Source organism: Haloterrigena turkmenica DSM 5511 (genome assembly GCF_000025325.1).
In the GTDB taxonomy this organism is placed as follows: domain Archaea; phylum Halobacteriota; class Halobacteria; order Halobacteriales; family Natrialbaceae; genus Haloterrigena; species Haloterrigena turkmenica.
On record NC_013743.1, the window covers coordinates 2,472,713 to 2,495,860 of the forward strand.

Annotated in this window: 21 protein-coding genes; 11 read left to right on the forward strand and 10 right to left on the reverse strand. The window is 67.3% G+C overall.

Features of this window, described 5'->3' with window-relative positions; genetic code table 11:
- Positions 1-17 precede the first annotated feature (17 nt).
- From HTUR_RS11870 to HTUR_RS11890, 4 genes are all read right to left on the reverse strand, one after another.
- Positions 18-2,252: a dipeptide ABC transporter ATP-binding protein gene (locus HTUR_RS11870; RefSeq protein ID WP_012943567.1), complete on the reverse strand. Its 2,235-nt coding sequence runs from the start codon at positions 2,250-2,252 to the stop codon at positions 18-20.
- A 2-nt stretch (positions 2,253-2,254) separates the two neighbouring features.
- On the reverse strand, positions 2,255-3,184 hold the full coding sequence (gene nikC / locus HTUR_RS11875; RefSeq protein ID WP_012943568.1) for a nickel transporter permease: 930 nt from the start codon (positions 3,182-3,184) through the stop codon (positions 2,255-2,257).
- Positions 3,181-4,131, reverse strand: coding sequence for a nickel ABC transporter permease (gene nikB, locus HTUR_RS11880; protein ID WP_012943569.1), 951 nt, complete (start codon positions 4,129-4,131; stop codon positions 3,181-3,183). The genes nikC and nikB overlap by 4 nt, the downstream gene beginning before the upstream one ends.
- A gap of 566 nt (positions 4,132-4,697) precedes the next feature.
- Positions 4,698-4,946, reverse strand: coding sequence for a hypothetical protein (locus tag HTUR_RS11890; protein ID WP_012943570.1), 249 nt, complete (start codon positions 4,944-4,946; stop codon positions 4,698-4,700).
- Positions 4,947-5,053: 107 nt separating this feature from the next.
- Here HTUR_RS11890 and HTUR_RS11895 point away from each other — a divergent pair, with 107 nt between their 5' ends.
- The 5 genes from HTUR_RS11895 to HTUR_RS11915 all read left to right on the forward strand — a co-directional run bounded on the left by HTUR_RS11895 (position 5,054) and on the right by HTUR_RS11915 (position 10,249).
- Positions 5,054-6,289: an HD domain-containing protein gene (locus tag HTUR_RS11895; protein ID WP_012943571.1), complete on the forward strand. Its 1,236-nt coding sequence runs from the start codon at positions 5,054-5,056 to the stop codon at positions 6,287-6,289.
- Between the two features lie 258 nt (positions 6,290-6,547).
- On the forward strand, positions 6,548-7,666 hold the full coding sequence (locus HTUR_RS11900; protein ID WP_012943572.1) for a GNAT family N-acetyltransferase: 1,119 nt from the start codon (positions 6,548-6,550) through the stop codon (positions 7,664-7,666).
- A gap of 279 nt (positions 7,667-7,945) precedes the next feature.
- Positions 7,946-8,971, forward strand: a complete 1,026-nt coding sequence (locus tag HTUR_RS11905; RefSeq protein WP_012943573.1) for an alcohol dehydrogenase catalytic domain-containing protein — start codon at positions 7,946-7,948, stop codon at positions 8,969-8,971.
- Positions 8,972-9,152: 181 nt separating this feature from the next.
- The gene (locus tag HTUR_RS11910) at positions 9,153-9,923 is read left to right on the forward strand and encodes an NAD-dependent epimerase/dehydratase family protein (RefSeq protein ID WP_012943574.1); all 771 of its coding nucleotides are present in this window, start codon (positions 9,153-9,155) and stop codon (positions 9,921-9,923) included.
- Positions 9,924-10,030: 107 nt separating this feature from the next.
- Complete coding sequence (locus HTUR_RS11915; RefSeq protein WP_012943575.1) at positions 10,031-10,249, forward strand: DUF7535 family protein; 219 nt, start codon at positions 10,031-10,033, stop codon at positions 10,247-10,249.
- Between the two features lie 85 nt (positions 10,250-10,334).
- Here HTUR_RS11915 and HTUR_RS11920 read toward each other — a convergent pair whose 3' ends face one another.
- The gene (locus HTUR_RS11920) at positions 10,335-11,468 is read right to left on the reverse strand and encodes a glutathione S-transferase family protein (protein ID WP_012943576.1); all 1,134 of its coding nucleotides are present in this window, start codon (positions 11,466-11,468) and stop codon (positions 10,335-10,337) included.
- A gap of 71 nt (positions 11,469-11,539) precedes the next feature.
- Positions 11,540-12,514 (reverse strand): calcium/sodium antiporter, encoded by a 975-nt coding sequence (locus tag HTUR_RS11925; RefSeq protein WP_012943577.1) that lies wholly within the window; start codon positions 12,512-12,514, stop codon positions 11,540-11,542.
- Positions 12,515-12,699: 185 nt separating this feature from the next.
- On the opposite strand from HTUR_RS11925, the gene HTUR_RS11930 reads away from it, so the two are divergent.
- From HTUR_RS11930 to HTUR_RS11940, 3 genes are all read left to right on the forward strand, one after another.
- On the forward strand, positions 12,700-14,271 hold the full coding sequence (locus HTUR_RS11930) for a Na+/H+ antiporter NhaC family protein (RefSeq protein WP_012943578.1): 1,572 nt from the start codon (positions 12,700-12,702) through the stop codon (positions 14,269-14,271).
- Complete coding sequence (locus HTUR_RS11935; protein ID WP_012943579.1) at positions 14,268-14,540, forward strand: DUF7513 family protein; 273 nt, start codon at positions 14,268-14,270, stop codon at positions 14,538-14,540. The genes HTUR_RS11930 and HTUR_RS11935 overlap by 4 nt, the downstream gene beginning before the upstream one ends.
- Positions 14,541-14,625: 85 nt before the next feature.
- Positions 14,626-15,711: a DNA methyltransferase gene (locus HTUR_RS11940; protein WP_012943580.1), complete on the forward strand. Its 1,086-nt coding sequence runs from the start codon at positions 14,626-14,628 to the stop codon at positions 15,709-15,711.
- A 253-nt stretch (positions 15,712-15,964) separates the two neighbouring features.
- Here HTUR_RS11940 and HTUR_RS11945 read toward each other — a convergent pair whose 3' ends face one another.
- Together HTUR_RS11945 and HTUR_RS11950 are read right to left on the reverse strand one after the other, a co-directional pair.
- Entirely contained in the window at positions 15,965-16,627 is a 663-nt protein-coding gene (locus HTUR_RS11945; RefSeq protein ID WP_012943581.1) for a potassium channel family protein, read from the reverse strand.
- Positions 16,628-16,732: 105 nt separating this feature from the next.
- A complete protein-coding gene (locus HTUR_RS11950) occupies positions 16,733-18,097 on the reverse strand; it encodes a glycerate kinase type-2 family protein (RefSeq protein ID WP_012943582.1) in 1,365 nt (454 codons plus the stop codon).
- A 280-nt stretch (positions 18,098-18,377) separates the two neighbouring features.
- Here HTUR_RS11950 and HTUR_RS11955 point away from each other — a divergent pair, with 280 nt between their 5' ends.
- Both HTUR_RS11955 and HTUR_RS11960 read left to right on the forward strand, forming a co-directional pair.
- Complete coding sequence (locus tag HTUR_RS11955; RefSeq protein ID WP_012943583.1) at positions 18,378-19,790, forward strand: NCS2 family permease; 1,413 nt, start codon at positions 18,378-18,380, stop codon at positions 19,788-19,790.
- Between the two features lie 82 nt (positions 19,791-19,872).
- On the forward strand, positions 19,873-20,130 hold the full coding sequence (locus tag HTUR_RS11960) for a glutaredoxin family protein (RefSeq protein ID WP_012943584.1): 258 nt from the start codon (positions 19,873-19,875) through the stop codon (positions 20,128-20,130).
- 123 nt (positions 20,131-20,253) lie between these two features.
- On the opposite strand, the gene HTUR_RS11965 is transcribed toward HTUR_RS11960, so the two are convergent.
- Both HTUR_RS11965 and HTUR_RS11970 read right to left on the reverse strand, forming a co-directional pair.
- Positions 20,254-20,463 (reverse strand): hypothetical protein, encoded by a 210-nt coding sequence (locus HTUR_RS11965; RefSeq protein ID WP_012943585.1) that lies wholly within the window; start codon positions 20,461-20,463, stop codon positions 20,254-20,256.
- A gap of 150 nt (positions 20,464-20,613) precedes the next feature.
- Positions 20,614-21,585 (reverse strand): transcriptional regulator, encoded by a 972-nt coding sequence (locus tag HTUR_RS11970; protein ID WP_012943586.1) that lies wholly within the window; start codon positions 21,583-21,585, stop codon positions 20,614-20,616.
- A 251-nt stretch (positions 21,586-21,836) separates the two neighbouring features.
- Between HTUR_RS11970 and HTUR_RS11975 the strand changes: the two genes are divergently transcribed.
- Positions 21,837-23,132, forward strand: a complete 1,296-nt coding sequence (locus HTUR_RS11975) for a tRNA(Ile)(2)-agmatinylcytidine synthase (protein ID WP_012943587.1) — start codon at positions 21,837-21,839, stop codon at positions 23,130-23,132.
- Positions 23,133-23,148 lie beyond the last annotated feature (16 nt).

A 23,148-nucleotide genomic window follows, 5' to 3' on the forward strand; every position in this document is an offset into this window, starting at 1 on the left:
TCGGTCGTTCGGTCGGGCTATTCGTCGTCGGCCCCGAGAGCGGGCGCATCGACGTCGGACGGCGGATCTTCGCCCGCTTCGATCCACTCCGGCGCGTACAGACACCGGGAGCGCGGCCCGGATGCTCCGTCGCCGACGGACTCGAGGGGCGGCTCGCGGCGACGGCACTCCTCGGTGGCGACGGGACAGCGGGGATGGAACGCACAGCCGGCGGGCGGATCGGTCGGGCTCGGCGGGTCGCCCGCGAGCGCGTCGCGATCCTCGACCGCCGTCGGCACCGGGTCGCCCCGGTCGCCCGGAAGCGACGCCAGCAACGTCGCCGTGTACGGGTGCGTCGGGTTCGAGAGCGTCCGCTCGGTCTGACCGACCTCGACGAGGCGACCGAGGTACATCACTGCGACGCGGTCCGCGACGTGGCGAACGACGTCTACGTCGTGGGAGACGAACAGGCACGCGAGTCCGAGCTCGTCCCGGAGATCGGCCAGCAGGTTGAGGATCGTCGCCTGCGTCGAGACGTCGAGCGCCGCCGTCGGTTCGTCGAGGACGAGCACGGACGGCTCCAGCGCGAGCGCGCGGGCGATCGCGACCCGCTGGCGCTGGCCGCCCGACAGCTGACGCGGGAACCGATCGGCGTACTCGAGCGGGAGCCCGACGAGCGAGAGGAGTTCGTCGACGCGGTCAGCCCGCCGGGCGGCCGTCCAGCCGGCTTCGACCAGCGGTTCGGCGATCGACTCCTCGACCGTCCGCTTCGGATCGAGGCTCGTGCCCGGGTGCTGGAAAACGACGCCGATCTCGGCGCGCTGGTCGTCCGTCCGCGCGTCGACGCCGCCGACGGCGGTCCCCTGAAGCTTGACTGTACCGTCGGTCGGTTCCTCGAGGCCCGCGATCACTCGCGCGAGCGTCGACTTGCCGCAGCCGCTCTCGCCGACGAGGCCGACGGTCTCCCCCGGCCGCAACGCGAGCGAGACGCCGTCGACGGCCGGCACGCGCTCGTCGGTCCCGAGAAGTCGATCGAGCAGCGCGTCAGACCCTCGGAACGACTTCTCGACGGCCTCGAGTTCGACGATCGGTTCCCCGGTCGTCGGATCGTCACCCTGCCGAACGCGCCCGCCCGTCCGTGCGTCCGTGCCGCCGTCGACGGCCAGCGCCGTTTCGGCGCTCGTCGCCGTCTCCGTCGCCTCCGGCGTCGACTCCGCCGCCGCGTTCGCAGGCGTCCCCTCGATCGTCGCCTCGCGGGCGTCCGGAACGCCGCAGGCGACCGTGTGGTCCTCACCCACCGAAACGGTCGGCTGCGGGGTCGAATCGCAGTCGTCCCGCGCGAACGAACAGCGATCGGCGAAGGCGCAGCCGTTCTGCGGGCAGGAGCCGTCCGACGGTGAACCACCGATCGTCGGCAGTCGCGCTCCCGGCCTCGAGCGACGGGGGAGACAGCCCAGCAGCGCCTTCGTGTAGGGGTGGGCCGGGTTCGATCGCAGGTCGTCGACTGGCCCTCGTTCGACGACGGTCCCGTCGTACATGACGACGAGACGGTCGCACAGCTCCGAGACGACGTCTAGATCGTGGCTGATCAGCAGCACGCTCATTCCCCGCTTCTCGTTGATCGCCGCGAGCCGCTCGAGGATCGCCGCCTGCGTCGTCGTGTCCAGCGCCGTCGTGGGTTCGTCGGCGATCAGCACCGAGGGACGGCGAGCGAGCGCGATCGCGAGCATCGCCCGCTGGCGCATCCCGCCGCTGAACTGGTGTGGGTAGTCGTCGATTCGCTCCGCCGGCCGGGGGATACCGACCGTCTCCATCAGATCGAGGACTTCCGATCGCAGCGCTCGCGAACGGAGCCGCGAACTCGCGCCGCGCGCTAGTTCTCTGAGAAGCGGCTGCCGGTCCGGTTCGTTGCGTACGCGAAGCGCCTCGGCGATCTGTTCGCCGACGGTGTAGACCGGGTTGAGCGACGTCGAGGGGTCCTGAAAGACCGTCGCGAGCTCCCGAGCGCGGAGCCGCCGCAGCGTCCGGTCGTCGGCGGTCGTCAGCTCCCGGCCGTCGAACCGGACGCTCCCGTCGACGATCTCGCCCGGCTCCTCGAGCCGAACGATCGACCTCGCGGTGACCGACTTGCCGCAGCCGCTCTCACCGACGAGGCCGACGATCTCGCCGGATTCGATCCGGAACGACGCGCCGTTGACCGCGCGGACGGGCTCCGATCCCGCCCGGGAGCGGAACCGAACGTGTAAGTCGTCGACCTCGAGCGGTGCGCTCATGATCAGGTCCGCCTCCGATCCGCGTCGTTCACGTGATCAGGATCCAGTACGTCTCGTAGCCCGTCGCCCAGCACGTTGAAGCCGATAACGGTCACCGCGATCGCGATACCGGGGGCAGTGATGAGCCACGGCGCCGACCGGAGGTAGTTGCGGCCGTCGGCGATCATCGTGCCCCACTCCGCTGTCGGGGGCTGTGCGCCCAGCCCGAGGAAGGACAGGCCCGCCGCCGCGAGCACGACGGTTCCGAGGTTGAGCGTCGCGAGGACGAGCACCGGGCTCGCGACGTTCGGGAGCAGATGCCGCGTGACGATCCGTCGCCGGGGCGTTCCGCAGAGCCGCGCCGATTCGACGAACGGCCGGTCCTTGACCGCGAGGACGCTGCTGCGCACGACGCGTGCGTACGTGGCCCAGCCGACGGCCGAGAGCGCGATCACGACGTTGCGCATGCTCGGGCCGAGCGTCCCGGCGATCACGAGCGCCAGGACGAGCCCCGGGAAGGCGAGCTGGACGTCGACCAGCCGCATCAACGCGGCGTCGACCAGTCGGCTCCCGGTCGCCGCGAGCAGGCCGATCGCCGTCCCGACGACGAGGCGAACGAGCGTCGCGCCGACCGCCAGCGCGAGCGAGATTCGGGCGCCGTAAACCAGCCGCGTCGCGACGTCGCGCCCGAGCGCGTCGGTGCCCAGCGGGTGGGCGAGCGACGGCCCCGCGAGGCGGCGTTCGAGCGCCTGGGCCGTCGGATCGTAGGGCGACAGCGCCGGGCCGGCGATCGCGACGATCGCGAGGAGACACACGACGGCGCCGCCGAGCCGGATGTTGCCGTTCGATCGATACCGTCGGCCGAACCGGCGCCGAACGAGGCGTCGCCCCCGCTCGAGGAGCGCTCGCAGCCGGCGCGTCGGTCGGCGGCGCCGCGTCTCGCGGTCGCTCATCGGTGATCACCGCCGCTGCCGCGTTCGATCCGCGGGTCGAGCGCCACGTACGCGAGATCGACCAGTTGGTTCGTCACGACGAAGGCGAACGCCGTCACGAGGACGACTCCCTGCACGATCGGATAGTCGCGCGCGAAGATGGCGTCGACGAGTAGCGTTCCCAGTCCCGGTCGTTGAAAGACGACTTCGACGACGACGGCGCCGTTGAGGACGAAGCCGAACTGGAGGCCGACGATCGTCACGACGGGAACGAGCGCGTTTCGCAGCGCGTGCTTGTAGACGACGAGCCGTTCGCGGACGCCCTTCGAACGAGCGGCCGTCACGTACTCGGCCTCGAGGACCTCGAGCATCGACGTGCGAACGAGGCGAGTGATGATCGCGGCCATCCCGGTGCCGAGCGTGATCGCGGGAAGCACGAGGTGGGAGAGCGTGCCGACCCCGGAGACGGGCGTCACTCCGAGCCGGAGCGAACAGACGAGGATCAGCAGATAGCCCAGCCAGAAGTTCGGCATCGAGACGCCGACCAGCGCGGCGATCTGACCGGTCCGGTCGATCCACGTCCCGCGGTGGACGGCGCTGACGACGCCCAGCGGGACGGCCACCGCCAGTGCGACGGCCGTCGCCGCCAGCGCGAGTTCGAGCGTGTTCGGCAGGTGTTCGACCAACAGCGACGTGACGGGTTCCGACTGGTAGTACGACGTCCCGAGGTCGCCCCGAACCGCGTCGCCGAGCCAGGAGAGGTAGCGGACGACGAACGGCTCGTCGAACCCGTGTTCGGCGCGGAAAGCCGCGACCTCGCGCTCCGACGGTGGGCTCTGTCGCTGCTCTCGGAGGATCGTGTACGCCGGATCGCCGGGCGTGAGGGAGACGAAGCCGAACGTGACGAACGAGACGGTCGCCATGACCGCCGCGAGCGATCCGAGTCGGGCGAGGAAGGCTCGTAGCATCTCAGTCTTCGGTGCTCGAGGGCAAGGGGTTCGAACGATTAGTCGATCGGCGAGACGCGAGACTCGCGGACGTGCCGCCGTTCGGCGGGCGGGCTGAATCGCGAATCGACGGCTCGGGACACGACGGTGTCGCTGCTCGTCGCGACCGTCGCATCGGGCTGGCTTTCTCGAGTCGTACTGAGTCGATTGACACGATGGTCAAACTCACTTTAGTTAACTAAACTTGGATTGAGTATATTGAGCACTTTGGTCGAATTCTCGATTCCTCGTCTCGTGAATCGGGACCCACTTCAGTCGCACTGGTTATGAATTCACTAGACGTGATTAATAAATACTGCTATTTTATCTAATATTTTAATAATTAGGTGAAAGCGGTCTCAACGCTGGGCGACACAGCAGACACAATCAATGAGTGAAGCGTAGAGAGCGGAAAAACAGATACGGACGTCGCGGAGAACGAACGTGTCGCTACGGGCTACCCTGACAGCTCTTCCGGACAACGAGTCGGACGCGGGGCCGCCTACAGTTCCACACTCCCATCCTCGCCCGTCAGGGCGAGGCGGACATCACGCTGACTCGACCAGGATTACCGTCCCGATCCGGTCGTATCGGACGCTCCCCTCGCCGAGCGGTCGGCCGTCGAGCTCGAGATAGCCCGGTTCGATGCCCGTCACCTCGCCGGTGACCTCGGGGTCGTCGCCGCCGGTTCGGTCGCGCTCCCAGACTTCAACGATGTCGCCGACCGTCACGTGGTCACGGACGAGCTCCGCGGCGTGCTCGTCGGTGGCGTCCGGCGGAATCGTGAGTTCGGTCATGTAGCGGGGAGAGGACGGCGACGCGGGTAAGTCCCCCCGCGTCAGGTGACGGCACCTTATAACCGCTCGAACGACGGTTTTTGTGCAATCGACCCGAACAGACGGGTGTGACGACGATAAAGGACAGCGTCCACGACCACATCCGGATCGACGGCGTGGCCGAGGCCCTCCTCGATACGCCCGAACTCCAGCGGCTCCGCCGGATCCGCCAGCTCGGGACCGTCTCGCTGGTCTATCCCTCCGCGAATCACACGCGCTTCGAGCACAGTCTGGGGGTCTACCACCTCGCCTGCGAGGCGCTGGAGCACTTGAACGTCGACGGGCGACAGGCCGATCGCGTCCACGCCGCCGCGGTCCTCCACGACATCGGCCACGGCCCCTTCAGTCACAACCTAGAGCCGCTGACTCACCGGCGCACGGGCCGGTACCACGACGACGTTCACGATCTGCTGACCGACGGCGAGATCGGCTCGGTGCTTCGCGACCACGACCTGGCACCCGACAAGATCGCGGATCTGATCGCGGGCGAGGGGCGATTCGGCCAACTGGTCTCGGGCGAACTCGACGTCGACCGGATGGACTACCTGGTGCGGGACGCCCATCACACGGGCGTCCCCTACGGAACGATCGACCACGGTCGCCTCGTCCGCGAACTGACGTTCACGGACGGCGAACTCGTCTTGGACGAGGGGAACGTCCAGACCGCCGAGAGCCTGCTGGTCGCGCGAGCGCTGATGAACCCGTCCGTCTACAGCCACAGCGTCGCCCGGATCAGCAAGGCGATGCTCCGGCGGGCCGCCGAGCGCCTGCTCGACGCCCCCGAGACGGACGTCGACGCGGCGACGCTCCAGCGGATGGACGATCACGACCTGATCGCCGCCCTGCGCTCGTGTTCGGCAACGGAGACGTTCTCGCGCCGGCTGGACCGGCGGGACCTGTATAAGCGGGCAGTGTGGGCCGAGATCGACGACGTACCGGGCGGCATCATCGAGACCGACCACGAGGCGGTCCGCGAGTTCGAGCGGGAGATCGCCGACGACGCGGCGGTCGATCCCGAGTGCGTCATCGTCGACGTCCAGAGCCGCCCGTCGATGACGGAGTCGACCTCGAGGGTGGTCGTCAACGGCGACATCCGTCGGCTGGGTCAGCAGTCGCCGCTGGTCGAGGCGCTGCGCGCGGCCCAGTACTCCCAGTGGCGACTCGGCGTCTACTCGCCCTCCGAGATGCGCGAGCGAGTCGGCCGAGCGGCCGTCGACGTCCTCGGCCTCGACATCGAGGGCGCGCTGGTCAGCGAGGTCCGGAACGGGCGCGACGCGACGCTGGATCAGTTCGTCGACGACTGACTGCGAACCGCGGCCGGCCGCGAACGGAGTCGCTCGAGGGCGCGACTCACCGTGAGTCGGATCCGATCGGGAATACGAGGCGATCGGGGACGCTGTGCTCCGTTACGCTATCGTTACCGTCTCTATTTCATATTTTTCAGCGCCAGAACCCTTCGATCTCTGTGAAACAGTCCGTCGCGACTCTAGTTATATACAGGCTCGGGAACGTCAAGTTATCGGGCATTAACTTACCAGTCGTCTCCGGTCGTCTGTAGCAGAATGGCGCAGCCGACTGCGGCAACCACTACATCGGATGGGTATGCGGAGGGGCGTACCGACACCGAGACGGTCTCGAGAACGCTCGCGACGTCGGAGTCGGGACTCGAGGTAACAGTGTTCGACTCGATTCGATCTATCTCGGCGGCTCGCTGGAACGAGGTCGTCGAGCGGTCGACCTGCGGGAGCGTCTTTCATCGCTACGAGTGGCTCGAGGCCATCGAGGCCGGACTGGGAAAGACGCCGCGACACCTCGTCGTCGAAAAGGACGGCAACCTCATCGGGTTGTTACCGAACTTCGTCGTCGATATCGAGAAGACGCCGTTCCGGCGACTCTCGTCGTCGTATCCGGGGTTCGGGGGGCCGCTGGTCACGACCGACGTCGCCGAGTCGCTGTCGCTGCTCGCCGAAGCCGTTCCCGAACTCTGTACCGGGCGGACGGTCGTCCACCAGATCCGCGGCCTCGATACGAAGTACATGCGGTACAACAACTACCTGCAGTCGGAGGGGTACGAACCGTACCGGCGCGAGTGTCGGTTCGTGCTCGACCTCACGCAGGGGTACGGCGAGATCTACGACGGGATGAGCAAGACCAGACGCCGGGGGATCGATCGGGGAACGGACGGCGACTACGAGATCGTCGAGGAGGAACTCACGCGGCCGAATCTCGAGCGCTTCCATCGAGTATACGAGCAGGTGATGGACCGCGTCGACGGCGACGGCTATCCGCTCTCGTTTTTCGAACGGCTGCTAGATATGCGGGAGCGGCTGTTGCTCCTGACGATCCGGATCGACGGCGAGTACGCGGGCGGTTTCCTCGAACTGCTCGACGAGCAGCGGTCGTCGATTCACGGCTTCTTCGCGGCGGTCCCCGAGGACTACTTCGGCGATCACGCGTCGGAACTGCTCTACGACTACGTCATTCGGTGGGGGATCGACAACGGGTACGACACGTACGACTTCGGCAGTACGAACGCGAACTTCGAGAACGGCGTCTTCCGATTCAAAGAGGGATTCGGCGGCCGGATCCTCCCCATTCTCGTCTGGGAGCGCGGCTGTAGCCCCCTCTGGAAAATGCTCAAAGCGGGCCGGTCGCTCTACTGGCCACACCGGTACGAGTGATCCCGTACTCGGTCGGAGCGAAACCGAGCGGAAACGCCGAGGTCCGGGTGCGAGAATCGAACTGCGCGTCTCAGTCGGAACGGACTGAAGGATAACCACTACCCCAACCCGGACGCGAGTGCGTCCGAACCGAGTACGGATCGACGGAAAGGCGTTCCGTCGACTCTCCTTTCGTGAGAGCCGGATCGACTGCCGGTGGCAGGTCTCTCACCCCGCTCGAGACGACGCACCGACGGTCGACCCCGACGGTCTTTAGCCCCGAGGCCGATGCCTCACTCGATGCGAGCAGCAGCCTTCACCGAGTTGACCGGTCCCGAGGGAGTGAACGTGATCGAGCGAGAGGAGTCCGATCCCGGCCCCGGCGAGGCCGCGGTCGACGTCGCGGCCTGCGCGATCAACCGCCACGATCTGTGGATCCTCGAGGGCGACTCCGCGATGGTCGACGCCGATGACCTCCCGTTCGTGACGGGGCTGGACGTCGCGGGTACCGTGAGCGCGGTCGGGGAGGGTGTCGACGCCGTCGAGCCGGGCGACAGGGTCGTCCTCTGTCCGAACGAGACCTGCGGCTCCTGTCGATTCTGCCGCGAGGGGCCGGAGAACCGCTGCGAGCGGTTCTCGCTGTACCACGGCGGACTCGCGGAGACGGCCTGCGTCGAGGCCGATCGGCTCGTTCCGCTTCCCGACGGCGTGAGCGCGACGACCGCCGCCGCGATTCCGACCGCCTACATGACCGCCTTCCACATGCTCCGGCGGGCCGACGTCGGGCCGGCGGATCTCGTCTTCGTGCCCGGCGCGACCGGCGGCGTCGGCGTCGCCGCCGTCCAGCTCGCCGATATCCTCGGCGCCCGGACGATCGGAACCTCCTCGTCGGCGTCGAAACTCGAGCGCGTCACCGAACTGGGGCTCGATCACGCGATTCGGGCGACCGAGCCAGATGAGATCCGCGAGGAGGTCGAGGCGATCGGCACCCCCGACGCGGTCATCAACCACCTCGGCGGCGAGTACACCCGGCTCGGCCAGGAGGTCATGCGCCGCGGCGGGACGATGGTCGTCTGCGGCCGCACGGCCGGCGGCGAGTCGACGATCGACGTGCCGGACCTCTTCCTCGGCCACAAGCGCGTCGTCGGCTCCACGATGGGTACCCAGGACGACCTGCGCCGACTCGTCGAGCTGACCGCCGACGGCGACCTCTCGCCGGTGATCGACGAGACGTTCCCGCTCGAGGCGACCGACGAGGCGTTCGCGACGATGCAGGATCGGGAGAGCGTCGGCAAACTCGTTGTCGAACCGGAGAGCGATCGGTAGCGTCGGCTATCGACGCGTTTCGGCCGCTGGGCCACCGTCCACACGTTTCTCCCGGCCGAGCCCCTTCCTTGGGTGGGCTTTCGGTGGGACTGAAAGGGGCGTCCGGGCTCGAGTCGATGACTCGAGCCCGGACGGGGCTTTCAAGCCGGAGCTATTTCCCCGCACTCGGTGTCCGTCGGCTATGACCGAGATCGCCATCACGGGCGCATCGGGGCGGGTCGGCAGGCAGTCCATCGAGGCGTTCGACGACGAGACGCTCACGCTCTTCTCCCACAGCGAGAGCGAGGATTTAGACACCGAGACCCTCGAGATCGCGAACCGCGACGAGTTCGTCGAGGCCCTCGAGGGCCAGGACGTCCTGATCCATCTGGCGGCGAATCCGAGCCCGCGAGCCGAGTGGGACGAGGTCCGTGAACCGAACGTCGACGGCGTCTACAACGCGTTCCACGCCGCTGTGGAGAACGACCTCGAGCGGGTGGTCTTCGCGAGTTCGAACCACGCGGTCAACATGTCCAACGTCGTCTCGCCCATCCGTCCGGAGTCGACGGTCGGCAAGCCCGACATCGTCCGGCCGGACGACGAGATGGATCCCGACACCTACTACGGCGTCACCAAGGTCTTCGGCGAGGCGATGGGCCATTACTACGCCAACCGCCACGGGCTGGACGTGGTCAACCTGCGGATCGGCTGGCTGCTCTCGGAGGACGAACTCGAGGACGAAGTCTCAGACCGCGACGGCGCCGGCGAGCGATACGCCCGCGCGATGTGGCTCAGTCCCGACGACTGCCAACAGGTGATTCGCGCGGCCGCGACGACGACCCTCGAGTCGACGCCGCTGACCGCCCACGGCATCTCCGACAACTCGGAGCGGTTCCTCTCCCTGTCGGAGACGATGCTCGAACTGGGGTATCGGCCCCGAGACGACTCGGCCGACGTGTTGGGTGGCCAGTAGGTCGTCGGTCTCGGGGCGCGTCGGTCGCCGGTTCGATCCGCGAGGGGACGACGACGCCCCGTCGCGAGACCGTAAGACCGAATAGCGACAGGTTCCTACCCTGATGTATGGCCACAGACGTCGCCGACTCCACGGGGATGGGTCCGAACCGACAGATGTCGCTGTTCGGGTACGTTATGGCGGCTATCATCGCCGTCGCCCTGCTTCCGCTGCTCCCGGTGTTGATCCCGGCGTATCTCATCTGGCGGGCGTTCTTCGCGTCCGACGACTTCGAGCACAGTTTCGAATCGTGGCGCGAGTCGGGCAAGCCGCCGAGCGGCTCGTAACTCGCTCGAGTCCCGTTCGGGCCGGGCGAAGAACCGTGAATCGACAATAGAACGCGTATGCGCGCCTCCCGCTGCGTTTCGAGCCTCAGTCGTCGGCGCTGGCCGCGGCCAGATCCGCCGGCGGACTACCCGGCAGTTCGTCCCGCTCGTGGGGCGCCTCGAAGTCCAGATCGGGGCCTCGAGCCACGATTCGGTGGGGATTCACGTCGGGATGGGTCGTGTAGTAGTGTTCTTTGATGTGGTCCATGTCCACCGTCTCCGCAACGCCTGAGTCACGGGTCGCTTCGCTCACGGGTCGTTCCTCCCCGTTCGCTTCATCGAGGCGCTCCCCCGGGTCGCGCCTCGCACCGCTCCCCGTTCGTCCGTCCGGCGTCCCCTCTCTTCGGTCGTCGACGCCCGTCTGATACAGATCGCGCAGATACGGCCAGAGATTGTCGTACTCGCGGACGTACTGGACGTTACACATGAAGTGCGTGTGATAGACGTTATCGAACCGAACCAGCGTCGTGAACATCGCGACGTCGGCCTCGGTCAGCCGGTCGCCGGCGAGGTAGCGCTGGTCTGCCAGCACCTCGTCCCAGTGATCGAGCGCCGCGAAGAGGTTGTCGACGGCCTCGTCGTAGGGCTCTTGTCTGGTCGCGAAGCCGGCCCGGTAGACGCCGTTGTTGATCGGCTCGTAGATCTCGTCGATGATTCGATCGACCTCGTCGCGGTAGCCCTCGGGATAGAGGTCCACGTCTCGAGTCGCATAGTCATCGAACTCGGTGTCGAGCATCCGCATGATCTCTTCGGACTCGTTGTTGACGATGGTGTCCTCCCGTTTATCCCAGAGGACGGGCACCGTCACTCGACAGGTCGCGTCCGGGTCGGCCTCGACGTACAGCTCTCGGAGGTAGTCGGCGCCGCGGACGTGATCGCGCGTACAGCCCTCCTTCTCGGGCGCGAACTGCCAGCCGTCCTCACCGCGGTAGGGATCGACGACCGAGACCGAAATCGCGTCCTCGAGTCCCTTCAGCGCCCGCGTCACGAGCGTCCGGTGGGCCCAGGGGCAGGCGTAGGAGACGTAGAGGTGGTACCGTCCCGCCTCGGGCTGGAATTCGGCGTCGGGATCATCGCGGACCCGGTCGCGAAACGTCGTCTGCTGTCGCTGGAACGAGCCGTCGTCGTCGTTGGCCTCGTACGCGTCGGTTCGCCACTCGCCGTCGACGAGCATGTTCATAGACGAGAGAAGGGGATCGAGGCTCAAAGCCTCTCGCTAACACCGATGTTACCGCGAACCGCCGTGCTGCGTTAGCCGAACCCGAGAGCGCTCGCGAGCCAGTAGCCGAGGCCGATCGCGATGAGCGCGACTCCCTCCCGGCGGCTCACGCGTCGGCCGGTCGCGAGCAGCGCCGTGCCGATGGCGGTCACGACGAGCAACCACGCGAGGCTGCGCCCGACGGCCGGATCGACGGTCATCGGGCGCACGACCGCGGCGACGCCGAGCACGCCGAGGAGGTTGAACACGTTCGACCCGACGACGTTGCCGGCGGCGATCCCCATGTCGCCGCGTCGCGCCGCGACGACCGACGTCACGAGTTCCGGCAGCGAGGTCCCGGCGGCGACGACCGTCGCGCCGACGAGCCACGCCGAGATCCCCAGCGAGAGGGCGATCCCAGTCGCCGCGTCGACCAGCACGCGACCGCCCGCGACGACGAGGCCGAGGCCGGCGAGCAGCCGAACGCCTTCGCGACCGAGGGAAACCGTCTCGCCATCGGTCCCGCCGGTCAGCGCCACAGCGGTACTGTCAGCGGCGGTATCGTCGCTGTCGGCTCGCCGGATCGCGAGTCCGATTGCCCCGAGATAGCAACAGAGCAGGGCGAGCAGCACCGCTCCCTCGAGTCGCGACGCGTGACGGTTCGAGAGGATGACCGCGCCGATCACCGTCGTTCCGATCATCGCGAGCGCGTCGCGACGGAGCAGTGCGCTCGTGACGCGAAACGGAGCGATCACGGCGACGATACCGAGGATTACGCCGAGGTTGAACACGTTCGACCCGACGACGTTGGCGACCGAGACGTCGCCCTGTCCCTCGAGCGCGGCGGTGACGGAGACGGTGACTTCCGGCGCCGAGGTTCCGAACGCGACGACGGTGAGACCGACGACGAGCGGCGAGATCCCCACCGACGTCGCCAGTCTCGAGGCCCCGTCGACGAGCCAGCGGGCGCCGAACCAGAGGGCGGCGATCCCGACGGCGAGCAGCGCGGCATCTCCAAGGACTGTCATTGAGTGACCTGTCTGACGGAACCACTAAAAGCGTCGGGACGATTCGAAGGCGACCGCAACCGGCCCGCGAGGGCCAGATTCGTCGGACCGCTATCGTCCGAACAACCTGTCGTCTTTCCGTAGCTCTTCCCTTCCGTAGTAAGATTTTTCAGCAGTCGTTTAGTTAGACCGCATCGTGTTGTACGATGAGTGGTGCTAATGACGGTACACCGGACGGCGATCCGACCGATGCGTTCGTCGAGGGAACGGGCGATGAAGAGCCGCAAATAACGTTTTACGGCGGTCGGGGGATGAGCGCGCTGCCGATCGGCGTGTTCATCGTCTGGGCGATCGTCCAGACGGCGCTGTGGCGCATCTCGGATACCGGCGGGCTGATCGTCGGGATGCTGTTCGGACTCGTGATCGGGATGTTCTTCGTCCGCGGGAACTGGGCGTCCTACGCCAACACGATCTTCGAGGGGATGACCCAGCCGGTCGCGGTGACGGCCATCGTGGCCTGGATCTGGGCCGGCATCTTCGCGCAGCTGTTACAGGACGGCGGCTTCGTCGGCGGCCTCGTCTGGCTCGCCGACCTGGCCGGCGTCGGCGCAGCGCTGTTCCCGGCCGTCACGTTCGTCCTCGCGGCGCTGTTCACGACGGGCATCGGGACGGGATACGGCGCGGCCGTCGCGTTCGTCACGCTGTTCTTCCCGACCGGACTCCTACTGGGTGCGAGTCCGGTCCTCATGTTCGCCGCGATCCTGTCGGGTGCGATCTTCGGCGATAACCTCGCGCCCGTCAGCGACACGACGATCGTCAGCGCCGTCACGCAGGATTCGGACATCGGTGGGGTCGTCGCCTCGCGGTTCAAGTACGTCATTATCGCCGCGGTCCTGACCTTCGTCGGGTACGTCGTCGCGGGACAGACGATGGGCGGCATCGAGACCGGCGCGAGCGCCGGCGACCTCCTCGCCGAGTCGAGCGACCCGATCGGACTCGTCCACCTCGTCTCCATGGGGATCGTGATCGGCGCGGCGATCGCCGGTCGACACATCGTCGAGGCGATCTCGTGGGGGATCGTCGTCGCCATCGCCTTCAACCTCGTCCTCGGGCTGGCGAGCATCGGCGATATCGTCACGTTCTCCGCGCCGGAGGATGCACCACTGGCCGAACCGCTCGCGGGCCTGCCGATTCTCGAGATCGTCAGCGATCCGGATGCGGTCGGCGTTTCCGGCAGCGTCATGGACGGCGCGGCCGGCTTCTTCGAACTCTCGATTCTGGTCTTGCTGATCATCGCGGCCGCACAGATCATGATCCGCGGGGGCGCGTTCGAGGCGATCCTCGACTGGTCGCTCGAGAACCTCGCGACGAACGTCCGTAACGCCGAACTCACGATGGTCGCCTCGGCGGCCCTGATCAACGCGATCATCACGATCAACACGGCAGCGGAGGTCGCGATCGGTCCCTACATCTCGAAGATCGGCGAGCGGTTCAACCTGAACGGCTACCGCCGGGCGAACATCTTGGACGGACAGACCGCCGCGCTGGGGTACATCTTCCCGTGGTCCGGCGGCGTCCTCGCCGGCTACGGGGCGATGGAGCAACTCCCCGGGGAGTACGAGTGGCTGGACGCGGGGATGCTCGTCACCCCCATCGACGTCGTGCCCTACGTCTTCCAGGGCTGGCTGCTGGTAGCGGTGTTCGTCGTCGCGGCGTTCACCGGCTTCGGCCGCGAGTACGTGACCGACCGCGAGAGCGAGGAGGTGGCTCGCGTATGAGCCTCTTTGGCAAGTACCTCAAGGGCTGGCGGTTCCGCAGTTCCGAACCGACGTTCGAACCCGGCGACGAGATCAGCGTCTTCGTCGCCGAGTCAAACGGAACCGACGGCCGCGCCTACGTCGGCGACACCCGCCTGACGATCGAGGGCGCCGGACCGGAGACCGTCGAGAAACGCGTCCGGGTCCGCGTGACCGAGTTCGACCGGACGGACTCGAGGGGACGCGGCGAGTTCCTCGAGGTCGTCGGCGAGAGTTCCTACACCGACTGACGACTGCCGGCGGTGGGATCGACCCGTCGTCGTCTTGCGAGTGAGAGACACGCTTTTATGACCCAGCGGTTCCCATGCGAAGAATATGGCAGACGACGAGGGGGGCCAGCATCGCCAGAGCCGCCTGTTCACCGACGACGACGGGGATTTCGACGCCGAGCGCGCCCGCGAGGAGTCGCTCCCGGTGGAAGATGGCGAGGTGATCGACACCGACCAACTGGCCGACCACCAGCGCTACGTCGAGGGGCGGGGGATCTACGACGAGCGAAACCGGGTCAACGACCTCACCGGCAAGGAGTGGAAGTACGCGACGAAATCGGTGATCGCCGAGAGCTATCCGCCGGCCCTCCAGCACGACCTGCGCAGCGAACACGGCGGCCAGAAGCCGCCGCGGCTCTGTGCCGAACTGATCGGCCGGTTCAGCAAGGCCGGCGACACCGTCCTCGATCCGTTCGCCGGCGTCGGCGGCACGCTGCTCGGGGCGAGCCTCTGTGAACACGAGGGGACCGGGCTGCGCGAGGCCATCGGCTTCGAGCGGAATCGCCGATGGATCGAGCTCTACGAGACGGCCCTCGAGCGCGAGAACGAGGAGCGCCGCGAGCGCGGCGAGCCGCCGCTCGCCGGCCAGGAGATGCGCCACGGCGACTGCGCGGACCTGATCGACGAGATCGACGACGGCTCGGTCGACCTCCTGTTGACCGACGTTCCCTACTGGCACATGGACGAACTCGAGCAGACGCGCAACGAACGCGCGACTCGAGAGAGCAAACTGGGGGCGTTCGACGCGGCCGCCGCGCCCGACGAGGGCGACGGTGAGGAGACGGCGGCCGACGAGGGGACGGCGACCGAAACGGACGCGGAGACGGAAACCGGAACGAAAGCGGAGTGGCTCGAGGACATGGCCGCGAAGTTCGAGCGCTTTACCGATGCGGTCGCGCCGGACGGCCACCTCGTCGTCTTCATCGGCGACATGTACCGCGAGCAGTCCTACGAGTTCCTTTCCGCCGACCTCGCGCGGGCGATCGAATCGACCGCGCCGGTGACCCTCGCGGCGAACCTGATCTGGTACGATCCGACGAAGGACCTCCACGTCTACGGCTATCCGTTCTCGTTCGTGCCGTCGATGGTCCACCAGAACGTCCTCGTCTTCCGTCCCGAAACCGACAGCTAATTCGGGTCTGACTATCGTCATTCGGCCGTCTGACGCGGTTTTATGCCGTCAGAGTGTGTGGTCGAAACCGGCGCGCACTTGCCGGGCGCTCCCCATCCCACCTTCCACCCCATCCGCGCGCCAGTCTTCCTTCCCACTCGCTCCCCCTTTGGTTTGGTGCGAACGTTCGACCGTGCTCCCGGCGCTGCCGCCGACAGCGTTCGGTATCGCTGCTAACAGCGTCCAGTACCGCCGCTCCACTGCGATGTGCGCCTCAGGCCCTGGCGGGCAAGAGCGTCTCCCGGACCTCTTCGGCGCGGTCGGTCTCCGTAATGACCGCGATCTCGTCGCCGGCGGCGAGTTCGGTTCCCGGTAGCGGGATCGTCAGCGACTCGCGTGCCCGCCCGTGGGCGTAGATCCGTGCCCCACCGGGGAGCTCGAGTTCGCTCATTCGCTTGCCGACCGCCGGCGAGTCGTCGTCGATCTCGAGGACGGTCAGCTGCAGGTTCGACGCGATGTCGGCGACGACGTTGAAGTCGCCGCCGAGCATGGCCGTCTTGGCTCCGGCGGCGCCGAGGCGCTCGGGGTAGATGATCTCGTCGACGTCCGCGGCGTACTTCTCGTAGATGTCCTGGCGGTAGTCCTCGTCGATCCGGAGGACGGTCCGGCAGCCGTGGTGGTCGCCGACCATGCAGGCCGCGAAGTTGGCGTTCAGATCGGGAGTGAAGGTGCCGATGGCGGCGGCGTCCTCGATCCCCGCATCGACGAGCGTCGCTTCGTCGGCCCCGTCGCCCTGAACCGTCTCGAACCCGTCGGATTCGGCCCGATCGATCCGGTCGGGATCGTTGTCGACCACGACGACGTCGTGCCCCTCCTCGGTCATGATCCGTGCGGTTCGTGACCCGACCCGTCCGTACCCCACGATGACGAATCTCATGATACATGGGTACACGCCCCGAGGTCAAATACGTTGGCTCGCGAACGCCGCCGAGACGCGATGTCAGAACAGTACCGGTCGGCGCTCGAGCGGCGTCAGTGAGCGCTACTCGACGACGATCACGCGCAGGTCGTTCAAATTCGTCCCCGTCGGACCGGTGCGAATCAGGTCCCCGCGCTCGGCGAGGTACGGGTAGACGTCGTTGTTCGCGAGCGTCTCGCGGGCCCGCTCGCTGTCGTCCACCGACGTCTCGTCGACGATCGCCCCCGCAGCGTCGGTCGAGCCGTCGATCCCGTCCGTGTCGACGGCGGCCACGGTGATCCCGCCCTTGAGGTCGAGGGCGGCGCTCGTCGCGAACTCCTGGTTCGGCCCGCCCGCGCCGTCGCCCCGGACCGTCACCGTCGTCTCGCCGCCCGAGAGGATCACCGCCGGCGTCGAGACGGGAGTCCCCGTCGCCTGCACCTCTTCTGCGACGGCGACGTGGGTCGTGGCCGCGTCGCGGGCCTCCCCGCGGATCCGCGAGGAGAGGATCAGCGTCTCGTACCCTCGCTCGGCGGCCGCGTCGCGGGCCGCCTCGAGGACCGTCAGGCCGTCGGCGACGACGTGGTTCGGCACGGTCTCGAAGGCGGGGTCGTCGGGCCCCGGCGTCTCGTCGATTTCGTCGGCCGCGCCGCGCTCGAGGCGGTCCGCGACGGCGTCGGGGAGGTCGATCCCGTACCGATCGACGACCGCGAGCGCGTCCTCGTAGGTCGACGCGTCGGGAGCGAAGGGGCCGCTGGCGATCACGCTCAGGTCGTTGCCGACCACGTCGCTCAGGAGCAGCGAGACGACCGTCGCGGGGGCCGCCCGGCGGGCCAGCCGGCCGCCCTTCAGCGCCGAGCAGTGTTTCCGGACGGCGTTGATCTCGTGGATGTCGGCACCGCTCTCGAGCAGCGCGTCCGTCGTCTCCTGGAGCGCCGCGAGCGAGACGTCGCCCGCGGGGGCGGGCATGACCGCGCTCCCGCCACCGGTGATCGGCGCCAGCACGAGCGTCCCCTCGTCGGCCGCGTCGGCGGCCGCGAGCAGTTCTCGCGTGCTCTCGACGCCGCGCTGGCTCGGGACCGGGTGGTCGCCCTCGAGAACGGTGACGCGCTCGGTGTCGACGGGATCGTCCGTGACGACGACGCCGCCATCGATCCGATCGCCGAGGACGTCCTCGAGGGCCGCGGCGACGTGTGCGGCGGCGTTTCCGCCGCCGAGAACGATCACCTCGTCGTACGCCTCGAGATCGTAGCTCTCGTCCGCGATACGGAGGGTATCGTCGGTGGCGGAGCCGCCTTCTCGAGATTCCACTGGAGTCTCGCTACCCTCGAGAGTGACCGCCTCACGGATCACGCGCCGTGGATGGCCGGCCTCGATACCGGTCTCGACGCATTCGAGGGCGAGGTCGCGCGCGTCGGTGGTCGCCACCCGCTCGCGGTCCTCGATCACGCCGTCTCACCCGGCGGTCGTTCGACTGTTCGATTCGTTCCGCCCCTCGTCCCGGTCACCGCATCGACGGTCGACGGGACGGCTCGCTCGCGTTGCATGGACGGTGGATTTTTCAGAATCCGATAAGAGGGTTCGGGTCCGCCACTCGTGGTCAGTGAGAACACGTCACGTTTCTCACGAAACCGGGTCGACAAATGGTATCCACGAATATGTATCGATACGCGGCGAGGGCGGACGAGAACCTTTAACTAACCAGTATGGCTATGCTCGACCGTCCAATATGGGGGCATCTGATACGCTCGACGACTACTTCGGGGTCGACGAACGCGACTCCGACGTTGGTACCGAACTCGTCGCGGGGGTCACGACGTTCCTCGCGATGTCGTACATTATTCTGGTCAATCCGTTTATTCTCGCGGACGCGATTCAGATTCAGGGATACGAATACATCGAGGTCGTCCAGATGGTCGCCATCGGGACGATCATCGCGTCGGCCGTCGCCATCTTCGTGATGGCCTTCTACGCGAATCGGCCCTTCGGCCTCGCGCCGGGGATGGGGCTGAACGTCTTCTTCGCGTACACGGTCGTTCTCGGGATGGGAATCCCGTGGGAAACGGCCCTCGCCGCGGTCTTCGTCGAGGGGATTATCTTCATCGTTATCACGGCTGTCGGGGCCCGCGAGTACGTGATTCGGCTGTTTCCCGAGCCGGTGAAGTTCTCCGTCGGCGCCGGGATCGGGATCTTCCTCCTGTTTATCGGGCTGCTCGAGATGTCGGTCGTCGTTCCGGATCCGGACACCGCGGTCACCCTCGGTGATCTCGCGACGAGTCCGGCGGCGCTGCTCGGCCTGTTCGGGCTGTTCCTGACGTTCGTCCTCTGGGCGCGCGGGATCACCGGCGCGATCATCATCGGGATCGTCGCGACGACGGTCGTCGGCTGGCTCACCTATCTGACGGGGATCGCGGGCGCGTCGGTCCTTCCGACGGCGCTCGTCAGCGAGGGCGGTGAGCTCTCGTTCGCGGTCGTCACGTCGCCTCAGTACGACATCTCGCCGCTGCTGTTCGCGTTCGTCGACGGCCTCCAGGGCGTCGATCCGCTCACGTTCGTCCTGGTCGTCTTCACGTTCTTCTTCGTCGACTTCTTCGACACCGCCGGCACGCTCATCGGCGTCGCCCAGTTCGGTGAGTTCCTCGACGAGGACGGGAACCTCCCCGACATCGACCGGCCGCTGATGGCCGACGCCGTCGGGACGACCGTCGGCGCGATGGTCGGCACCTCGACGGTCACGACGTACGTCGAGTCCTCAACCGGCGTCGAGGAGGGCGGCCGAACGGGACTGACGGCGCTGGTCGTCGGCCTCCTCTTTCTCGCCTCGCTCGTGCTCATTCCGCTGGTCGCGATGATCCCCGCCTACGCCTCGTTCATCGCGTTGGTCGTCGTCGGGATCATCATGCTCGAGGGCGTCCTCGACGTCGAGTGGGACGACCCGGCGTGGGCCGTCTCCGCCGGTCTGACGATCACCATTATGCCGCTGACCTACTCGATCGCCAACGGACTCGCGGCCGGGATCATCGCGTACCCGATCATCAAAGCCGCGACCGGAGAGTTCGACGACGTCCGGCACGGGCAGTGGCTCATGGCGCTGGTTCTCGTCGGGTACTTCTACGTCTACACGAGCGGCATGCTCGGCTAACGCGCCGCTCGAGGCGATTTCGTCCGACCGGACCGCCGCAACCACTGCGTTCTTACGACTCGAGACCCGAGCATAGTACAGTATGGCCGACATCACGATGTACGAACTGCCCGGCTGTCCGTACTGTGCGAAAGTCCGCTCGAAACTCGACGACCTCGACCTCGAGTACGACGTAATCGAAGTCCCCCGCTCGCACGACGAGCGGACCGAAGTCGAGAAGGTCAGCGGCCAGACCGGCGTCCCCGTCATCACCGACGAAGAAAACGGCGTCGAGGGGATGTCCGAGAGCGACGACATCGTCGAGTATCTCGAGGAGACGTACGGCGAAGGCGCCGCGTAATCGCCGCGAACGCGCGGCTCGATCGACGGGACGGGTCTCAATCGACGGCTTTCTATCGCGACGACGCGGTCAGTTGCTGCTCTCGCCGCTGCACTCGTTCTCGGCGGAACCCGCTCAAGGAGCTCAGTTCCGCCACAGAAATCGGTCGAAGAGCAGATCCATTGCGGTGAGCGTCAGGTAGCCGACGACGAGGTACGCGGCCACGGCGAGGGCCGCCTCGGAGACGGTCTCGATGCTCGAACCGTAATTAAACGCGAGCAACGCGGCCGCCACGACGAGCGTCAGGAGCGCGCGCCGGCGGCTGGCGAGGGGAACGGCGGTCTGTATCGGCATCGTGTTCTACGCAATAGCTATTTTACCCCACTGAAAGGTGTTGGCATCGAATCGATTCGGTGGCTCGAGGCGCGATTCGGCTCCGAGAACGAAGGCGAGGCTGACGAACGTGGAGGAACAGAAACGACAACAGGAACGGGAACGGCGACCTCAGGCCGCCTCTTCGTGCTCGGCGCGCTCGCGGATGACCTTCCGCAGTTCGGCCGCGTCGCGGAGTTGCTCGAGCTCCTCGCGTTCGACCAGCGCGGTGCCGTCGACGGACTCCTGTTTGGCGCGGTCGACGACGTAGACCGAGTGGGTGTGGGTGACGTGGCCGATCGAACTCATGATGCGGGCGCGCTTCTCCGCGGCTTTCGTGAACTCGGAGTGGCCGGTAAGCACGACGTCGTCGTCCTTCTCTTCTTCCTCGTGGCTGACGGCTTTAAACGGCGAGCGAAGCGTCGGATGAACCTCGTAGCCGGCCCGCGTGAGGACGGCGACGACCTCCTCGTCGTCGGGGTCGGCTTCGGGGTCGTCCGGCGTCGCCTCCGTCTCGTGGACGTCGTCGGCCCCCTCGAGGACGGAGACGGGGCTCGTCAGTGGCGCGTCGAACAGGTCCTCGAGTTCCATCGCGACCTCGACGGAGGCGTTCATGCCGTCCTCGTACTTCGAGACGGTTCGGCGGGAGACGCCGAGTTCGTTGGCCAGTTGGCCGAGGCTCCAATCCCTGTCCTGGCGTTCGTCGGCGAGCAAGTCGCCATCGATGTTGACGTAGAGGCCGCCGGGTGCTGCGTAGATCAGCGGCGGCACCTCCTCGATGAACAGGTTGTACGCCGTGTCGGGGCTGAGGACGGGGACGCCGTGTCGGAAGTAGGTCACGTCGGGTTTGAGGTCCTCGTCGCGACTCCGCAGACCGATGACCAGCGGCGTCGCGTTGAGGTAGGTTCCGAGCCGTCGCATCTCGTGGCCCGTCGCCTCGTTGAACGCGTCGATGTTGCCGAGGATCTTGACCAGAATGAGGTCCTCTCCCCGGCGCGCAGCGATGTCGAAACTCTTCGGCCGGATCGCACACCGGTCGCTGACCACGAATCCCGCGTCCTCTAACATCGCGGTTACGTTGCCGACCAGTGCGGAGCGGGACATAGGGGGATGTAAGCTATTCCTCGTATAAGACGTTTTCCCCGGGATGTCCGGGTGCCGTGTCGCGGTTCGCCCCCGTACCGACAGTATACTTATATACGGGTTTCCGTTCTCCGGCGGCGACAGAGCCGGCGACTGATCCGAGTCGTCGCCGACCGTTTTGTCACCGACCGGCTCGTCGCCGTTTCGGCACGTCGGCCGAATCCTCGGTCCGTCCCGAAAGGCGTTACCCGACGCCGGTCCAATCGCCGGCGATGACCGTCGTCGGACTCGACGATACCGACTCCCGCGACCGCGGGATGTGTACGACCTACGTCGCCGCGCGGATCGCGGAGCGACTGCGCCGCGAGGGGTGTGCGGTCGAGCGGTGCCTGCTCGTGCGACTCAATCCCGCCGTCGAGTACAAGACGCGGGGGAACGCCGCGCTGGCGATCCATACCGACGCCGAGCCCGACCGGGCGTTCGACGTCGCACGCGAGCGCCTCGAGGCGCTGGCCGAAACCGCCGACGAGCGGACCCACCCGGGGCTGGTGGTCACCGACGAGGATCCCGCCACCGTCCCCGGCGAGGTGAGCGTGTTCACCCGGCGAGCCATCCGGGACCATCTCGAGATCTCGGAGGCCGTCGATCTCCTCGAGCGCCGCGGCTACCGCTCGTGGTCGGTCGGCGACGGCCGCGGCCGGATCGGTGCGCTGGCCGCCGTCGGCGCCTGGAACGCCCTCGAGGAGTGGACCCACGAGCACATCTCCTACCGCGAGTCCGACCGCTGGGGGACGCCCCGCGAGGTCGACCGCGAGAGCGTCTTCGTCGCCGCCGATCGCGGCTACCCCGAGGTCTGGGACACGGTCGACCGCGGCGAGAGCGAGACCGTCTGCGTCCCCCACACGCCCGGGCCGATCCTCCACGGGATCCGCGGCGACGACCCCGACGCCGTCCGCAACGTCGCCGACCGTATCGAGGGCGAATCCGTCGCCTCGAGCCAGCTGTTCGTCACGAATCAGGGAACGGACGTCCACCTGCGGGATGCGAAACTGGCGACCGTCGAGGACGACCGCGCCTACCGGACCGACGGCCGCGTCGCGAGCGAACCGGAGACGCGCCGCGGCGGGCACGTCTTCGTTACCCTCGAGGCCGTGGGCGATACCGCCACTCGAGGTGACGACCGCGAGCGCCTCGAGTGCACCGCCTTCGAGCCGACGAAACGGTTTCGCGACCGCGTCCGGGCACTCCGGGTCGGCGACCGACTCACCGTCTGCGGCGAGGTCTCGCGGGGAACGCTCAAACTCGAGAAGTTCGCGGTTCGGGACCTCGTGACGACCGAGCGCGTGACGCCGACCTGTCCGGACTGCGAGCGCCGGATGGAGAGCGCCGGCCGGAATCAGGGCTACCGCTGCCGGGACTGCGGGACGAGCGCCGACGGGAAAGCGGAGCGCCCGCTCGAGCGCGACCTCGAGGTCGGCTGGTACGAGGTGCCGCCGTGTGCGCGACGTCACATCGCGAAACCGCTGGTGCGCGGCGGGTTCGATGCGCCGACGCACCCCGAGCGGTAGCCCCGAGCGCCAGACG

Coding starts and splice junctions, on each gene's coding strand:
- HTUR_RS11870 (WP_012943567.1), bottom strand. CDS start 2,252: ATGAGCGCACCGCTCGAGGTCGACGACTTACACGTTCGGTTCCGCTCC.
- nikC (WP_012943568.1), bottom strand. CDS start 3,184: ATGAGCGACCGCGAGACGCGGCGCCGCCGACCGACGCGCCGGCTGCGA.
- nikB (WP_012943569.1), bottom strand. CDS start 4,131: ATGCTACGAGCCTTCCTCGCCCGACTCGGATCGCTCGCGGCGGTCATG.
- HTUR_RS11890 (WP_012943570.1), bottom strand. CDS start 4,946: ATGACCGAACTCACGATTCCGCCGGACGCCACCGACGAGCACGCCGCG.
- HTUR_RS11900 (WP_012943572.1), top strand. CDS start 6,548: ATGGCGCAGCCGACTGCGGCAACCACTACATCGGATGGGTATGCGGAG.
- HTUR_RS11905 (WP_012943573.1), top strand. CDS start 7,946: ATGCGAGCAGCAGCCTTCACCGAGTTGACCGGTCCCGAGGGAGTGAAC.
- HTUR_RS11910 (WP_012943574.1), top strand. CDS start 9,153: ATGACCGAGATCGCCATCACGGGCGCATCGGGGCGGGTCGGCAGGCAG.
- HTUR_RS11915 (WP_012943575.1), top strand. CDS start 10,031: ATGGCCACAGACGTCGCCGACTCCACGGGGATGGGTCCGAACCGACAG.
- HTUR_RS11920 (WP_012943576.1), bottom strand. CDS start 11,468: ATGAACATGCTCGTCGACGGCGAGTGGCGAACCGACGCGTACGAGGCC.
- HTUR_RS11925 (WP_012943577.1), bottom strand. CDS start 12,514: ATGACAGTCCTTGGAGATGCCGCGCTGCTCGCCGTCGGGATCGCCGCC.
- HTUR_RS11930 (WP_012943578.1), top strand. CDS start 12,700: ATGAGTGGTGCTAATGACGGTACACCGGACGGCGATCCGACCGATGCG.
- HTUR_RS11935 (WP_012943579.1), top strand. CDS start 14,268: ATGAGCCTCTTTGGCAAGTACCTCAAGGGCTGGCGGTTCCGCAGTTCC.
- HTUR_RS11940 (WP_012943580.1), top strand. CDS start 14,626: ATGGCAGACGACGAGGGGGGCCAGCATCGCCAGAGCCGCCTGTTCACC.
- HTUR_RS11945 (WP_012943581.1), bottom strand. CDS start 16,627: ATGAGATTCGTCATCGTGGGGTACGGACGGGTCGGGTCACGAACCGCA.
- HTUR_RS11955 (WP_012943583.1), top strand. CDS start 18,378: ATGGGGGCATCTGATACGCTCGACGACTACTTCGGGGTCGACGAACGC.
- HTUR_RS11960 (WP_012943584.1), top strand. CDS start 19,873: ATGGCCGACATCACGATGTACGAACTGCCCGGCTGTCCGTACTGTGCG.
- HTUR_RS11965 (WP_012943585.1), bottom strand. CDS start 20,463: ATGCCGATACAGACCGCCGTTCCCCTCGCCAGCCGCCGGCGCGCGCTC.
- HTUR_RS11970 (WP_012943586.1), bottom strand. CDS start 21,585: ATGTCCCGCTCCGCACTGGTCGGCAACGTAACCGCGATGTTAGAGGAC.
- HTUR_RS11975 (WP_012943587.1), top strand. CDS start 21,837: ATGACCGTCGTCGGACTCGACGATACCGACTCCCGCGACCGCGGGATG.